At 67.2% G+C, this 14,789-nt stretch carries 16 protein-coding genes; 12 read left to right on the top strand and 4 right to left on the bottom strand.

Annotated elements, in window-relative coordinates:
- Nucleotides 1–184 precede the first annotated feature (184 nt).
- From AMYAL_RS50820 to AMYAL_RS0121260, 8 genes are all read left to right on the top strand, one after another.
- Complete coding sequence (locus AMYAL_RS50820; RefSeq protein ID WP_280632809.1) at nucleotides 185–742, top strand: serine hydrolase domain-containing protein; 558 nt, start codon at nucleotides 185–187, stop codon at nucleotides 740–742.
- On the top strand, nucleotides 739–1,299 hold the full coding sequence (locus tag AMYAL_RS50825; protein WP_280632826.1) for a serine hydrolase domain-containing protein: 561 nt from the start codon (nucleotides 739–741) through the stop codon (nucleotides 1,297–1,299). The genes AMYAL_RS50820 and AMYAL_RS50825 overlap by 4 nt, the downstream gene beginning before the upstream one ends.
- Before the next feature lie 828 nt (nucleotides 1,300–2,127).
- Complete coding sequence (locus AMYAL_RS0121235; protein WP_020633305.1) at nucleotides 2,128–3,927, top strand: hypothetical protein; 1,800 nt, start codon at nucleotides 2,128–2,130, stop codon at nucleotides 3,925–3,927.
- An 81-nt stretch (nucleotides 3,928–4,008) separates the two neighbouring features.
- A complete protein-coding gene (locus AMYAL_RS0121240; protein ID WP_020633306.1) occupies nucleotides 4,009–5,760 on the top strand; it encodes a hypothetical protein in 1,752 nt (583 codons plus the stop codon).
- Nucleotides 5,761–5,822: 62 nt separating this feature from the next.
- A complete protein-coding gene (locus AMYAL_RS0121245; RefSeq protein ID WP_016331078.1) occupies nucleotides 5,823–6,056 on the top strand; it encodes a hypothetical protein in 234 nt (77 codons plus the stop codon).
- A gap of 26 nt (nucleotides 6,057–6,082) precedes the next feature.
- Nucleotides 6,083–6,316, top strand: coding sequence for a hypothetical protein (locus AMYAL_RS0121250; protein WP_020633307.1), 234 nt, complete (start codon nucleotides 6,083–6,085; stop codon nucleotides 6,314–6,316).
- Between the two features lie 62 nt (nucleotides 6,317–6,378).
- Entirely contained in the window at nucleotides 6,379–6,870 is a 492-nt protein-coding gene (locus AMYAL_RS0121255; RefSeq protein WP_020633308.1) for a hypothetical protein, read from the top strand.
- 132 nt (nucleotides 6,871–7,002) lie between these two features.
- Nucleotides 7,003–7,500 (top strand): GNAT family N-acetyltransferase, encoded by a 498-nt coding sequence (locus AMYAL_RS0121260; RefSeq protein ID WP_020633309.1) that lies wholly within the window; start codon nucleotides 7,003–7,005, stop codon nucleotides 7,498–7,500.
- Here AMYAL_RS0121260 and AMYAL_RS0121265 read toward each other — a convergent pair.
- Genes AMYAL_RS0121265 through AMYAL_RS0121280 form a run of 4 tightly spaced genes read right to left on the bottom strand, consistent with a single transcriptional unit; the run spans nucleotide 7,497 to nucleotide 11,024 of the window.
- Nucleotides 7,497–8,924: a hypothetical protein gene (locus AMYAL_RS0121265; RefSeq protein ID WP_020633310.1), complete on the bottom strand. Its 1,428-nt coding sequence runs from the start codon at nucleotides 8,922–8,924 to the stop codon at nucleotides 7,497–7,499. The genes AMYAL_RS0121260 and AMYAL_RS0121265 overlap by 4 nt on opposite strands.
- A 9-nt stretch (nucleotides 8,925–8,933) precedes the next feature.
- Complete coding sequence (locus tag AMYAL_RS0121270; protein WP_020633311.1) at nucleotides 8,934–10,097, bottom strand: hypothetical protein; 1,164 nt, start codon at nucleotides 10,095–10,097, stop codon at nucleotides 8,934–8,936.
- A gap of 13 nt (nucleotides 10,098–10,110) precedes the next feature.
- Nucleotides 10,111–10,449 (bottom strand): hypothetical protein, encoded by a 339-nt coding sequence (locus AMYAL_RS0121275; RefSeq protein ID WP_020633312.1) that lies wholly within the window; start codon nucleotides 10,447–10,449, stop codon nucleotides 10,111–10,113.
- Nucleotides 10,449–11,024, bottom strand: coding sequence for a YbaB/EbfC family nucleoid-associated protein (locus AMYAL_RS0121280; RefSeq protein ID WP_020633313.1), 576 nt, complete (start codon nucleotides 11,022–11,024; stop codon nucleotides 10,449–10,451). Before AMYAL_RS0121280 ends, AMYAL_RS0121275 begins: the two co-directional genes overlap by 1 nt.
- A 171-nt stretch (nucleotides 11,025–11,195) precedes the next feature.
- Between AMYAL_RS0121280 and AMYAL_RS49915 the strand changes: the two genes are divergently transcribed.
- The 4 genes from AMYAL_RS49915 to fusA all read left to right on the top strand — a co-directional run bounded on the left by AMYAL_RS49915 (nucleotide 11,196) and on the right by fusA (nucleotide 14,760).
- The gene (locus tag AMYAL_RS49915; RefSeq protein WP_020633314.1) at nucleotides 11,196–11,342 is read left to right on the top strand and encodes a hypothetical protein; all 147 of its coding nucleotides are present in this window, start codon (nucleotides 11,196–11,198) and stop codon (nucleotides 11,340–11,342) included.
- A 410-nt stretch (nucleotides 11,343–11,752) separates the two neighbouring features.
- The gene (gene rpsL / locus AMYAL_RS0121290; RefSeq protein WP_003102113.1) at nucleotides 11,753–12,127 is read left to right on the top strand and encodes a 30S ribosomal protein S12; all 375 of its coding nucleotides are present in this window, start codon (nucleotides 11,753–11,755) and stop codon (nucleotides 12,125–12,127) included.
- On the top strand, nucleotides 12,127–12,597 hold the full coding sequence (gene rpsG / locus AMYAL_RS0121295) for a 30S ribosomal protein S7 (protein WP_005166770.1): 471 nt from the start codon (nucleotides 12,127–12,129) through the stop codon (nucleotides 12,595–12,597). Before rpsL ends, rpsG begins: the two co-directional genes overlap by 1 nt.
- A 63-nt stretch (nucleotides 12,598–12,660) precedes the next feature.
- The gene (gene fusA / locus AMYAL_RS0121300; RefSeq protein WP_020633315.1) at nucleotides 12,661–14,760 is read left to right on the top strand and encodes an elongation factor G; all 2,100 of its coding nucleotides are present in this window, start codon (nucleotides 12,661–12,663) and stop codon (nucleotides 14,758–14,760) included.
- Nucleotides 14,761–14,789: the final 29 nt, after the last annotated feature.

The following is a 14,789-nucleotide window of genomic DNA, read 5'->3' on the forward strand; positions in this document are numbered from 1 at the left end:
AAAGTCGAGTCCCGCTTCCTGCCCTCGCAGATCGCGATTAGCCCGCTAAAGTCGACGCCCCCGCAGATCGCGATTAGCCCGCTAAAGTCGATCCGGCCGGAGGGCGACGATCGGTGCGGTATCCGCCTGGATGCGCGACGGTTGGCGGGCGATCCCGGTGCTGTCGGCCGAAAGGATGGTCGACATGGAGTCCCTTGAGACAGACGAGAGCACGACCACGAAGAACCTGCGATCCGCCTTGGACGGCGTCCATCGGGCAGGGGTGCCGGGCGCGTTCGCCGAGGTGCGGGCAGGCGACTTGACCTGGCGCGGCGCCGCCGGGGTCGCCGACCTCGAAACCGGCCGCCCCGTCGAGCCCGCGATGCGGCAGCGCGTCGGCAGCATCACCAAGACCTTCGTCTCGGCCGCGGTGCTGCGCCAGGTCGAGGACGGCCGGATCGAGCTGGACACGCCGATCGGCGACCACCTGCCGCTGCTGGTCTCCGGCGAACGCGGCCGGAAGATCACGATCCGCATGCTGCTCAACCACACCAGCGGCCTCGCCGAATACCTGCCCTACGCGTTCCCGTCGTTCAAGGAGATCGCCCCTGGGAGCCTCGACGACAACCGGTTCCGGCAGTTCCGTCCGGCCGAGTTGATCGTGCTGGGCGTCGGCGCACCCGCGACCGGTGAGCCCGGAGGCACCCCGGCATCTACTCCAACACGAACTACCTGCTCCTGGGCGAACTCCTGGAACACCTGACCGGAACTCCGGTGGAGGAGCACATCTCCCGCGCCATCATCGAACCCGCGGGCCTCGCGAACACCGGCTTTCCCGCCGGTCCTCAGATCGAGGGGCCGCACTCGCGGATGTACGAAGCGTTCTTCGGCGCGATCGATCCGCCGCGCGACTACAGCGTCTACAACATGTCCTGGGTGATGACCGGCGCCGGCTTGATCTCGACCGTCGAGGATCTCAACCGCTTCTACCGCAAGCTGCTCGGCGGCGAGATCGTCAGCCCGTCGTCGCTGGCGGAGATGCAGCGCACCGTCCCGGTCATCGCCCAGGACGGTCGGACTCTCGACTACGGCCTCGGCCTGTACAAGACCGTCTTCCCTGATCATGGCACCTTCTGGGGTCACGACGGCACGGTCTGGGGAGCCTTGACGATGTCCTGGACCCGTCCCGACGGTGGTCAGCAGTTCTCCGCCGCGTTCAACCTCGTGCGGTGGCGCAAGCCGACCGACGACGGAACACCGCACCCCATCGACGTCGCTCTCGCGACCCTCAAGCATCAGGCCCTCTGCGGCCCCGCCTGACCCCGCGACCGACTCGACTTTCGCCCCCTAATCGCGATCAGGGGGTGGGGAAGCGCAGGTCAGGGAGTGGTGGGACACGGGGAAGGCTCCCTGTTGAGCGTGTAGTGCCACCACTCCTCGGCGAGGTTCCGGAACCCGTCGGAAGTTGTGCAGCCCCTTCGCTCCGAAGCCAGGGCAGCGTGGGAATCGCGGCGAGCGCGGCGACAGCAGGCGCCCTTCTTGCCTCCTCAAGCGGCCTTGCGGACCCAGAGTTCCCGAGATTGCATAACGAACTAGTAACGCCATCGTGCGTGCCGGACGCAGGTTACTCGTCCGTTGTGACCTGCAGTAGTGCCGCCAAGTGGCCTAGTTCCCAGCACTCGGAAAATCGCCACTCGTTCGGCCTAATGGCCTATCCGCATCGTGGGAAATTCACTCTGTCGTGGCATGTCCCATTCTTTGATCACGAGATTGACACTCCGGCGGGTTCACACGAGTATTTCGCCCATGCAATCCCCAGTCGCCTTGGTGTGGCGCCGGCACGTTGACTTGCGGCAGCAAGCAAGCGCGCTGTGTATGGATTCCTGACCAATTCCGGGCTTGTCGCGACGTAGTTGAATCCGCGTATCCCAAACGGATGCGCCCCTTCTTCGCGCGCTGACACTTTCCGCTGTGCCGCAACGGTTCGCTGCTCGAACCCGCGGTTGATTGCTTTCCTCTGCTCCGGGCCGGTGAGGTCTGCGCGAAAAGGGGGAGAGGTGTGCCGATTGTCTGGCGCTTCGGTAGCGAAAACAGGGAGAAAGAATGCTATCCAACTCGCCTAAGTGGCGAAAAGTGGTGATAGGCGCCATGGCGGCGGTGCTCGCCGTGGGAGCGGTGACCTATACCGGTTCCGCGACGAGTGCCTACGCCGACGTCCAGGTCGTCAAGGACGCGAAGAAGGCGGCCGACGGCAAGGAGTATTGGGTCCAGAACCATCTGGTGTCCAAGGACGTCGCGGCGTCCCGGAGTGCGGACGGTCAGCGCAAGAAGTGGCTGCTGGTCTGGGCAGGCGACGAGAACATCGCCGACACCCTGGTCAAGGACATCAAGAATCTGCCGGGTTCACTCGGCGGCGGCCTGAACAAGATCAAGAACGCGTTGCCCGGTCCGGACTTCCTCGCCGTGATCGACGCGACGCAGGGTTCGCCGACCTACGGCAAGGTCGTCAACACCGCCACCGTGGGACCGCTCGTCGAGAACGAGCCGCACCACATGCAGTACGTGTGGCACAAGGGCGACACGATCTACGCCGGCGCGTTGTTCGCCGCCGCGACGTACGCCTTTGACGTCTCCGCGTTGCCGCAGTTGAAGCTCAAGGGTGTCAGCCTGCCAACCCAGACCCTCGGCGGTTCCGTGCCGGACGCGTACTGGGTGCTCAAGGACGGCACCGCCTACGGCACGTACATGGGCGGCCCGGTCGTGCCCGGCCCGCACACCTACGCCAACGGTTCCACCGTGGTGGGCAACGGTTTCGCCGGCAGCCCCGGCGAGGTCGTCCACTTCGACCAGAACGCGCAGGTGCTCTCCGAGTCCCCGGCTGCCACACCGCAGGGCGACAACAAGAAGCTGTGCGACAACCTCCCGCAACTGGACAAGCCGACCTGCGCCAACCCGCACGGCATCCAAGCCCGCGAGGACCTGAACACCCTGGTCACCAGCGACTACGCCGAGCCGCGCAACATCATCCTCGACCCGGTGAAGCAGCCGTCGCCGTATCTGCGACGGCCGACCGTCCGCACATGGGACATCTCCGACCGCAACAAGCCGAAGCTCAAGGCGGTTTCGTACCTGCCGGACGGCCCGAGGGCCGATCCCGCGGACCCGTTGCACGCCGAAAGCCGCGCGGTCATGGAGACCACGGTGACCAATCTGCCCGGTCACAAGGGCGCCTTCGCCCAGACCATGCAGGGCGGCGCGGTGTTCTACACGCCGGACATCACCGCCAAGGAGCCGCACTGGATCCAGGTGTTCGACGACGGCGCCGCGAACAAGGCGATCCACCCGAACAACGACTCCAACGGCGGCGGCTCGAACGGTGGCTGGATCCAGACCAGCCCCGACGACAAGTACCTCTACCGCGCGATCACCGGACGGTCCAAGGGCGCGCTCGGCCCGGACGACCCCGGTACCACCGGTGGCGTGTACGTCCTCGACATCCAGAAGCTGCTCGCCGCGGGCGACAAGGTCGAGAACATCAACGGCCGGATCGACACGAAGGAAAAGTCCCAGCAGGGTGGCGGCGGCGACCTGCCGACCGTCGTCGGCGCGGCGCCGATCAACCCTGGCACCCCTGGTGGTGGCCCGCACTGGGGCGCGTACGACAACTTCGTGCTCGGTGACGACGGCTTCTACCACGAAACCGACAAGCCGCAGCATCTCGCGGTGTCGAACTACTTCGTCGCACGGTCCGGTTTGGACGGTGACCACAAGGTCAACCTGCTGAACCTCGGCCAGGACGGAAAGCTCGCGGTCGACCAGAACTTCCGCGACGAGTTCACCGGACAGGTCGGGATCAACTTCAACCGGAAGACCTGGCCGCACGGGTCCTTCGGCAACGCCAAGCCGCACTCCGAACTGTTCGTCGTGGCTGACGCGGATCTCAAGTAACCCTGCTCGGCGCGGAAGGTCGTGGGTGGCGGGCACACTCCGCCACCCACGACCCCGCCGATCTACTCGGAGAGGGTCCCCATGGATCACCACGTCATACCGGCGAGCTCGGGTTCGGCCGGAGTCGACATCGCCTTGGTCCTGCTTCGGCTCGGTCTCCTGCTGGCGACCGCTTTCCTCGCCGGTACGGGAATCCTCCGCCCGCTGGTGGGCGAGCTGCCCAAACGCCTGCGTCTCACCATCACCGTCCTCGGCGGGCTTTCCGCCGCGCTCGCCACTGTTTCCGCCTTCGCGACCGACGTCAACGTCATCGCGCTGATCGTGCATCTCGTGCTCGCGCTGGCCGTCCCCGTCCTGATCGGCAGGCCGTCCGCCGTCCGCTGGGCCTCCCTCGCGCTCGCCGCTCTGGTGGTGCTCGAAACCTCGCTCGGGCGGACAGGCGTCGAGTTCGCCATCGACACCGTCTACGTCGCGGCCGCGGCTTTGTGGTTCGGTGTCACCGTTCTTTCCGTCTGGGTGCCCGCCGGACAGTGGCGCCAGACGAACTTCCGGCTCGGCCCGCTTTCCCTGACCCTGGGCGGACTTCTGGTCGTCGCGGGCACGGTCCAGCTGTTTTCCTCAGGGCTTGGTTTCGACCGCAGGATCTACGGCACGCTCTTCGGTGCCGCGTTGCTGGTGATCGCCGTACTGCCGGTCTTCGCCACCGTCGTCGCCGGAGTTTTCTTCACGGGCAAGGACTCCACGCGTGCCTACCGCATCGGCGCGGCCGCCGTGACGGTCGGGTTCGTTGCCTGGAGTGCCCTCGCGGCCATCCCCAAACCACCCGAACCACCTGCTCCCGGTGTCGCGCTGCTCGCCGACGCTTCCCTCGGTGACCGGCAGTTCCCGGTGCTCGTGAGCCCGCAGCGGCCCGGCAAGAACCTCGTCCATTTCCCCGCGAGCGCGGGAGACGACCTGTCCGCCGGGATCGAAGGCGGCCTGATCGGCAAGGCCATCGTGCGCCCCGGCGCCGAAGGCACCTGGGCCGAGGTCGACCTCCCCGCCGGCCGCAGTGACCTGATCATCAGCCGTGGCGAAGAGAAGACGACGGTCGAGGTCGACGCCGGTGACGAGCAAGGACCCGTGATCGCGGACGCGGACGCGCCCGAATGCGCTTCGGCCGCGCTGGGCGGCTTGATCGCCGACCGCCACGAAGTCCTCACCTCATGCCCCGCGGACGCGCTTTCCGGCGAGGACAGCGGTTCTCTCGTCAAACTCGTCGAGTTCCTCGCCGTGCGCAAACCTTCCGCGCTCACCCTCGTCGAAGACACCTCGCCGCGCAGTGCCGCGGCCGCGAAGCTCGTCCGGGAGACCGCCGCGCGCTCCGGGCTCCCGGTGCAGGCCGAAGCGGGCCCGAACACCGCGCTGGTCGTCGTGTCCGGCTGGTCCGGCGGCTACACGGCGATGACCCGCGCGGCCGAGTCCCAGCGGCTCAAACCGACCCACCAATACGGCCTGTACCTGGCGCCCTGGCTGCTCAACGGACCGATCGTCAACTCCGTCGCCAGCTCGTCGGTACCGCTGAGGTTCGACCCGCGTGAGCAGGTCGCCGTGAGTTTCGCCGTCGCCGCGGGCAACGCTTTCGGCGGCGAAAGCCCCACGCTCGGCGGCTTCCGGAACTGGCTGGGAGCCCCGCTGAACGGCGACGTCCAGATCTTCGCGGCCGCACAGGTCAACGCCATGCCGATGTACCCCGGCGAACCGCACGCCGTCGGGATGATCGCCGACCGGAACTACGCGGGGCAATGGATCCCCGATGGCACGATCGTGCCGGTCAGCTCGGTACTGCGGTGAAGGATTCCGCTCGATTCCAGCAGCGGTAAGGCTCGATTTCAACGAAAGAAAAGGGAGAAGAGATGAAGCGAATCGCGGCCCGTGTGCTGCTGCCGCTCGCCGTCGCGGGCGCGCTGTCCGGACTCGCCGGCGGGGTTGCCTCGGCCGACCCGCTGCCGGGCCTGCCCACCGGCGGCGGCAACCCCGCGGTCTGGCTGATCCCCGGCCTCGACCTCGGCGGACTGCTCGGCCCGACCGTTCCCGTGCCCACCGACGTCCTCGCCCCGATCTACGGGATCATCACGCCCATTTCGTAAAACCGTTACCAGCAAAGGAGAATCTCATGAAGAAGACGTTCGTCCGCGCGGTCACCGGCGCGGCGCTCGCCGGTCTCGTCGTCCTCGGCTCGGCCGCCCCGGCACTCGCCGTCCAGTCCGCCCCGAACGACGTCGTGGTCGTCGACGAACCCGACACGAGCGACCTCAACAACATCTGGACGTTCGCTCCGCTCGGCGTCCCGGTGCTCGGTCTCATCCAGTCGCTCAACGGCGTCCCCGGCAAGCTGCTGCCGTCCTGATCCCGTGGCGGCGCGGCTTCCGGGCCGCGCCGCCGCTTCCGGCGTTCCGGTGAGGAGAACCGATGGCCGACAGACAACTGATCGGGCGCATCGCCATCGCGGGCATCGTGGTGGCCGCGCTCGCGACCTGTGTGGTGCTGCTCAACGGTGGTGAGGAGCCACGGGCCGAGACCGTGGCCGTCGTCGGCGAGCCGACCGAGGCCGCGCCGTCGCGGGGGCCGGACCGCACGATCACGCGGACGCTGAGCCAGCCGCAGCCGCAGCCGGTGTCGAACGACTGGCAGATCGCCTACGAACTCGTCGGGACGGGGACCGCGACCGTGGTCTACGACTCGAACGGGCTGGGGCTCGTGCACCAGGAGCTCCAGGTGACGCTGCCGTGGCGCAAGGAGCTCACGTGGAAGAACACCGGCACCCCGCCGACCGTCCAGGTGATGGGGCAGGGCGAGGGTGCCGTCGAATGCCGGGTGGCCGTGGGCGGCGCCGTCGTCACCTCGGAGAAGTCCGCCCCCGGCGAGGTCGCGACCTGCGCCGGCCGCCTCGCCCCCTCCTGACCCACTTCGATGTTCGCGGGCTAATCGCGATCTGGGGCCCTGGACGCGCCTGGGCGGCGGAGCGACTTTAGCGGGCTAATCGCGATCTGGTGGCCGGGGAAATTCGCTGGGCAGGGTGGGCAGAATGGGGGCATGACCTGGAGCTTCGAAGTCACGCCCGTCGATCACCCGGACGCCGCCCAGTTGCTGCGCGAGTACCTGGACGAGATCGCTTCCCGGTTCTACGGGCGCCAGATCACCGACGAGGAGCTCGACGCCGCGCTCGAGGAGCACCACAGCAGGCACCTGACCCCGCCGACCGGCGCCTTCCTGCTCGCCTGGCGCGAAGGGGTGCTCGCCGGTTGCGCCGGGCTGCGGGTCGTAGCGCCCGACATCACCGAACTCACCCGCGTCTTCCTCCGGCGGGAAGAACGCGGCAAGGGCGGCGCGGCGCTGCTCGTGGCCGCCGCCGAGGACGTCGCCCGCGATCTCGGGGCCACGACCATCCGCCTAGACACCCGTGACGACCTCGTCGAGGCGAGGGCCCTGTACGCGCGCCTCGGCTACGAAACGGTCGAGCCCTTCAACGACGACCCCTTCGCCCATCACTACTTCGCGAAGTCCCTGGCCGGATCGCGTTTAGCGGGCTAAACGCGACGCGGGCGCGGGCGGAAGGTCGCCTTCGCGAGGAGGGCACCGGCGAGGACGGGGGCCAAGCCGATCAGCAGCAGGAAGAAGCCCGTGTCCTTGCCCTCGATCAGCGGATGCCACCACAGCGGCGTGACGGCGATGTCGACGACGTCGCCCCGTTCCGGGAACGTCCCGAACGACATCCATCGCAGGTCCTTGACCTCGTGCGGCTCCCCGTCGAGTTCGTAGGTGCCGTCCACCAGGTTGCCGTTGCCGCAGCTGGTGCAGTTCGACGTGCCCGCCTCCGCCCGCAGGGTCGCGGTCACGGTGAGCCGCGCCTCGGGCGCGAGCCCGGTCAACGCGGTCAGCGAGTTCACCGCGAGCGCCAGCCCCGGCAGCACCAGCGCGAGCGCGACGACCGTCCGCGCCACCAGCGACAGCGAAGACAGCGGCTGACGGCCGGTCGCTTCCCGGCGCGCGTTGAGCGGGCCTCGGAGCCCGGCGAGCGGACCCCGCCGTCCGCCGAGCCATCCGGCGTCACTGGTGTCGGAAGTCGTTGCGACCGAACGGAAGTCCGCGTCATCCCAGTCCACCGTGGACGCCAGGACGGCCAGGCGACGGGAGTCGGCGAACATCATTTCCTCGGTCAGCGTCCCGGCTTCGGAAGCCCACAGCGAACCACCGTGGAAAGCCACTTCGCGGACCCGGAACCACGGATCGCGCTCCAGCAGTTCCCGGACGCCAGTGGAGAGCAGCGCTTCCGCGAACGCCGGATCCGACGTCGTCACGGTGAACCGGCGGTCGAACTCCGTGCCGGTCTCGAACCGTTGCAGCAACGCGTCCGGCTTCGGCGCCCCGACGGTGTTCCGCGTGATCCGGGCGTCCTCCAACGGCGTGAACCGCTCCGGCTCGAAAGCGCCCGTGGCCGGGGTGATGACGACCGACGGCACGACCGGCGTCCGAAGCTGGATCAGGGCGTACGTCCCATCCATCAGGTCAGCCGTCCTGCCCGGCTCCGGGAACGCTTCGAGCCGGTACTCGACCCCGAGCAGCCGATGCCCGTTGTGGCCGAACTCGACCGCCGTCACCACGGACTCGGAAGACGCCTGGGTGACCGCGATCCCGCGCACGGGAAGCACACCGAACGAAGGCTCACCGGACCCGTCGAGCCTGCCGGTCCACGTCTTCTGCCGATACCCCCGCCACGCCGCCAAAGCCGCGATGACCAGCGGGAACGCGAACCACAGCCAGCCGGGCACCGCACTGCCGGACCCCGTCGAGAGCCAGTACAGCGACGTCTCGGAGACGAGGACCCCGCTGAGCGCGTAACTGACGGCCGCCGCTGTCGGCCGCCGTCCGTCGAATCGCCCGCCGAGCAGCAACAGCGCGAGGGCCACGGTGTAGCCACCGGCGATGAGCCACGGCCCGGCCAGCTGATCGTCCATCGGGCGACCCTACTGGTCCATGTCGAGGTTCTCGCGGGTCTCCTTCTCGCTGTGGTGCCCGCCGGTGTCGCCGTACTCCTGCCCGGCGATGGTGGTCCTCGAGTTGTCGATCGTCTTGTTCACGAAGTCGAAGCCCGCCTTGCCCGCGTACGCCGACCCCTTCGAGATGTCGGCCGGGTTGACCCCGACGACCTGCTTGATCGCCTGGTTCGGCACACCCTTGAGGACGTCCTTCGCGGCATCGCCGAACGTGCCCAGCTGCGTCCCGGAGCCCTTGGCGAAAGCGCCGACGATCGACTTCTCCTGACCGGGCGTCATCCCGATCTTGCCGGCCTTCGTCAGCTTCGAACCCTGTTTCACCAGGTCATCGGTCCACTTGAGCATGAATCCCATGAACTTGTCGAGCAGCTTGCCGAGTTTGCCGAGGTGCTTGGTGATCTTGCCCATCGCGCTCGCGGCCTTGGCGATCGTCGCGGTCATCGCGGCGGCCACCGACGAGCCGAGGCTCACGATCGACGCGGCCAGCGCGGGCAGCCAGATGTAGATCGCCCAGGTGACCAGCTCGGAGATGATCGATTTGACGACCTCTTCGATGACCGTCATCACCATCGACCACATCTGCAGCGTCTCGGCCACCGTCCCGGCGCTGTTGCCGATGCCCTTGATGCCGACGGCGAAGTCGCCGAGCGCGTTGCGAGCCGCGTCGCCCGCGTCGCCCACCCAGTCCTTCAGCGACTCGTCGCCGGTCTTCACGAAGTCGTCGGCCAGCGTGACGAAACCCTTGGCGATGTTGCCGAAGTTGCCTGCCGCGGTCTTGAGTGCCGGACCGTCACCCGTGACGAAGTGCAGCGCGTCCTGCAGCGGCTGGATCAGCTCGATCAGGATGTTCAGGCCGTTGCTGACCAGCCAGCCGACCGGGTCGAGCACGAAACTCGCGAGGTCCGCGCCCGCGCCCGCGATGAAACCGGCGCCGTCCTGCACCAGCTGCCCACCGGCGGCCACGACGTCGCCGGGGCCCTGCGCGGCACTGAACTTGTCGTAGGCGTTGGCGACCGTGGTGACGCCCTTGCCCGCGATCGGCACCTTCTTCGCCGCGTCGAGCGCGTTCTTGCCGAAGCTGTCGTCACCCGTGATCTTGACGCCGCCGGCGATACTCGCCTTCTCGTCGGTCATGCCGTCCCCCAGCTCACTTCGGTCCGTCGATCTTGGCTTCGTACTTCCCCAGGGTGATCGTCGCGTCGTTTTCGAAGCCGTTGTAGATCGACGCCGCCTGGGTCATCTTCCCGGAGAACGAGTCCACCCCGGTCTTCATCAGTTCGAGCAGTTCCCGCAGGTCGGAGAGCTTGCCGGTGTAGGTCTGCTTCACCGCGAGCCCGATCAGCCCCCACGACTTGTCCGTGACGTCGGCCTGGTCGACGAGGCCGCCGAACTTGCCGGCCTCGTCCTTGTAGTAGCCGAGCTTGTTCGCGTAGTCGGTCAAGTCCTGCGTCTTGACCGCGTGCCCGCCGGCGCCTGGTCCGGTCATCAGTGGTCCTCCTCGTCGAACAGGTTCTTGAGGAACTGGTCACCGGCCGAGTTCCCGCCCGCGGGCGGCTGCCCGGCGGTCGGCTCGTCCGACCGCCGGAGCACCGTGTCCTCGCTGAAGTCGTCCTCGTTCCGAGGGCGGCGGGTGGTGTCCTGTGGCGGCTCCTCCGACATCTGAGACCGCAGATCGTCCTTCGTGGTTCCCAACGCTTCCGCCTGGGCTTCGAGGACCTGTTCTTCGACGTTCGTGTGGAACGCCCCGCCGAACTGCGCGTCGACGATCCCGGCCTGCTTCCGCGCCGCGTCGGCCACCGCGGTGTGCAAAGTGGACAGAATGGCGGCGGCGAGCTGTTGTGGTTGCTGCCTAAGGGCTTCCGGGGACAGGCGAATGTCCTTCACGGACCCGCCGGGCCCCGCGACGACGGTGACCGAGCGGTCCGGCGACGCCGCGACCGATTCCAGCTCCGCCAGTTCGCTCTGCATTTCGCCGACCTTCGCGAACTGCGTCTCGGCCTGTTTGATCTTGGATTGGAACTTTTCGAACTCGGCGACCAGCTGTTCGAACTCGGCCGACATGGAGCCTCCCCGTGCAAGTGCGTGTGACCGCTATCACCGCAGTCATCGTGACCCATTCACCGGTTGGACGCGATGGTGCGCTTTCCGGATCCATCCGGCTCACCCGTTAGGGGAATAGGTAGCGTGGTTTGCCGAGCAGGGCGGTATCAGTACGAACGAGGGGAGTGCGTCGTGGACGCCGAGCAGCAGGAAAGCACCGAAGAACCCAGGCGGGGGAGTCACGCGGCGCCGGAGGGGGCGCCCGTTCACCCGTTGATCGACCTCAACCGGGACCCGCATCCGGGCCGGGCGGATCACGCCAAGCCCGACGAGGAGTGATGGCAGGCCGCGGCGCCTCCGGTGAGGGCGGGGCAGGAATGACCCTCTACCGGGAGATCCGGCGCCGGAGGCCTACGGGGAATGAATCAGCCCCGAAACGCCGTTCCATCAGGGTGGCCGCGGCGTGACGCCCGGCACGATATAGTTATCGACCCCCCGATTTGGTCGGGCCGGAAGTGGCCGGGTATCTTTGGAGACCGTGCCCGGCAGGCGTCGGGCCGTCCCGTGTGCCGTGCGGCATGGACGGGGTGCTCAGGCATCCGGTCCAAAGGCTTCGCCCACACGGGATCCGACGGAAAATCCCTACGGGAAGTTACCGGTCGCAAGACCGTGACGCGGGCCGACACGCCCGACCGCGGGGGCCGGAGACAGACACGTAGTAGCAAGATCGCGAACAGAAAGCTGGTCCATTGCCCACGATCCAGCAGCTGGTCCGTAAGGGCCGCCAGGACAAGGCTGCCAAGCAGAAGACCGCGGCCCTCAAGGGGAGCCCGCAGCGGCGTGGCGTGTGCACTCGCGTGTACACCACAACCCCCAAGAAGCCGAACTCGGCGCTTCGCAAGGTCGCTCGTGTGAAGCTGACCAGCGGCATCGAGGTCACCGCCTACATTCCCGGTGAAGGCCACAACCTGCAGGAGCACTCGATGGTGCTCGTGCGCGGTGGTCGTGTGAAGGACCTGCCGGGTGTCCGTTACAAGATCATCCGCGGTTCGCTCGACACCCAGGGTGTCAAGAACCGTAAGCAGGCGCGCAGCCGGTACGGCGCGAAGAAGGAGAAGAGCTAATGCCCCGCAAGGGTCCGGCCCCGAAGCGGCCGCTGATCTCTGACCCCGTCTACGCATCCCCGCTGGTCACCCAGCTGGTGAACAAGGTGCTGAAGGACGGCAAGCGGTCCCTGGCCGAGCGCATCGTCTACGGCGCCCTCGAAGGCGCTCGCGAGAAGACCGGCACCGACCCGGTCGTCACGCTGAAGCGCGCCCTCGACAACGTGAAGCCCACCATCGAGGTGAAGAGCCGCCGCGTCGGTGGTGCCACCTACCAGGTGCCGATCGAGGTCAAGCCGGGCCGTTCGACCACTCTCGCGCTCCGCTGGCTGGTCTCCTTCTCCGCGGCTCGCCGCGAGAAGACCATGATCGAGCGCCTGCAGAACGAACTCCTCGACGCGAGCAACGGCCTCGGCGCCAGCGTGAAGCGGCGCGAGGACACGCACAAGATGGCCGAGTCCAACAAGGCCTTCGCGCACTACCGCTGGTGATGACCGCCCGGCTGCCGATCAAAGCCTTGCCGGGCCCCAATTTTGAGACAGGGGAACACTCTCGTGGCACGTGAAGTGCTGACCGACCTGAACCAGGTCCGCAACATCGGCATCATGGCCCACATCGACGCCGGTAAGACCACCACCACCGAGCGGATCCTGTTCTACACCGGGGTCAACTACAAGATCGGTGAAGTCCACGATGGCGCCGCCACCATGGACTGGATGGAGGAGGAGCAGAAGCGGGGTATCACCATCACCTCGGCTGCCACCACCACTTTCTGGGCCGATCACCAGATCAACATCATCGACACGCCCGGCCACGTCGACTTCACCGTCGAGGTGGAGCGTTCGCTCCGCGTGCTCGACGGTGCCGTCGCCGTCTTCGACGGCAAGGAAGGTGTCGAGCCGCAGTCCGAGCAGGTCTGGCGTCAGGCGGACAAGTACGAGGTTCCTCGTGTCTGCTTCGTCAACAAGATGGACAAGCTCGGCGCGGACTTCTACTTCACCGTCCGCACCATCGAGGAGCGCCTCGGCGCCCGCCCGCTGGTCATCCAGCTGCCGATCGGCGCCGAGAACGAGTTCGAAGGCGTCATCGACCTGGTCCGCATGAAGGCGCTGACCTGGCGCGGCGAGGTCCAGAAGGGCGAGGACTACGCCGTCGAGGAGATCCCGGCCGAGCTCGCCGACAAGGCGCGCGAGTACCGGGAGAAGCTGGTCGAGGCCATCGCCGAGACCGACGACTCACTGATGGAGAAGTTCCTCGAGGGTGAAGAGCTGACCGAGGCCGAGCTGAAGGCCGGTATCCGGAAGCTCACCATCGCCCGCGAGGCGTACCCGGTGCTCACCGGTTCCGCGTTCAAGAACAAGGGTGTCCAGCCCATGCTCGACGCGGTCATCGACTACCTTCCGTCGCCGCTGGACGTCCCCGCCGTCGAGGGCACGCTGCCCGACGGCGAGACCCCGGTCACCCGGAAGCCGTCCGTCGACGAGCCGTTCTCCGCTCTGGCGTTCAAGATCGCCGCGCACCCGTTCTTCGGCAAGCTGACCTACATCCGGGTGTACTCGGGCAAGGTCGCCTCCGGCGCGCAGCTGATCAACGCCACCAAGGAGCGCAAGGAGCGCATCGGGAAGCTCTTCCAGATGCACTCCAACAAGGAGAACCCGGTCGACGAGGCCCAGGCGGGCCACATCTACGCGGTCATCGGCCTGAAGGACACCACCACCGGTGACACCCTCGCCGACCCGCAGAACCCGGTCGTCCTCGAGTCGATGACGTTCCCGGCGCCGGTCATCCGCGTCGCGATCGAGCCGAAGACCAAGGCCGACCAGGAGAAGCTGTCCCTGGCGATCCAGAAGCTGGCCGAAGAGGACCCGACGTTCCAGGTCAACCTGGACGAGGACACCGGCCAGACGATCATCGCGGGTATGGGCGAGCTGCACCTCGAGGTGCTGGTCAACCGCATGAAGTCCGACTACAAGGTCGAGGCGAACATCGGTAAGCCGCAGGTCGCCTACCGCGAGACGGTGCGCAAGACGGTCGAGAAGCTCGACTACGTGCACAAGAAGCAGACCGGTGGTTCCGGTCAGTTCGCGAAGGTCATCGTCAAGCTCGAGCCGCTCGAGTCCACCGACGGTGCTCTTTACGAGTTCTCCAACAAGGTCACCGGTGGCCGCGTGCCGCGGGAGTACATCCCGTCGGTCGACGCGGGCGCACAGGACGCCATGCAGTACGGCGTGCTGGCCGGCTACCCGCTCGTCGGGTTGAAGTTCACCTTGCTGGACGGCGCGTACCACGAGGTCGACTCTTCGGAAATGGCCTTCAAGATCGCCGGCTCCATGGCGATGAAGGAAGCCGCGAAGAAGGCCGGTCCGGTCATCCTCGAACCGCTGATGGCGGTCGAGGTCACCACGCCCGAGGACTACATGGGCGATGTGATCGGCGACCTCAACTCCCGCCGTGGCCAGATCCAGGCCATGGAGGAGCGCGCCGGTACCCGTGTCGTCAAGGCACTGGTCCCGCTGTCGGAGATGTTCGGTTACGTCGGTGACCTGCGGTCGCGCACCCAGGGACGTGCCAACTACTCCATGGTGTTCGATTCCTACGCCGAGGTTCCCGCGAACGTCGCGAAGGAAATCATCGCGAAGGCGACGGGGGAGTAGTTCCCGTCCGCTCGCGGGCATAAGGGACA

The sequence above is a fragment of the Amycolatopsis alba DSM 44262 genome (assembly GCF_000384215.1).
In the GTDB taxonomy this organism is placed as follows: Bacteria; Actinomycetota; Actinomycetes; order Mycobacteriales; family Pseudonocardiaceae; genus Amycolatopsis; species Amycolatopsis alba.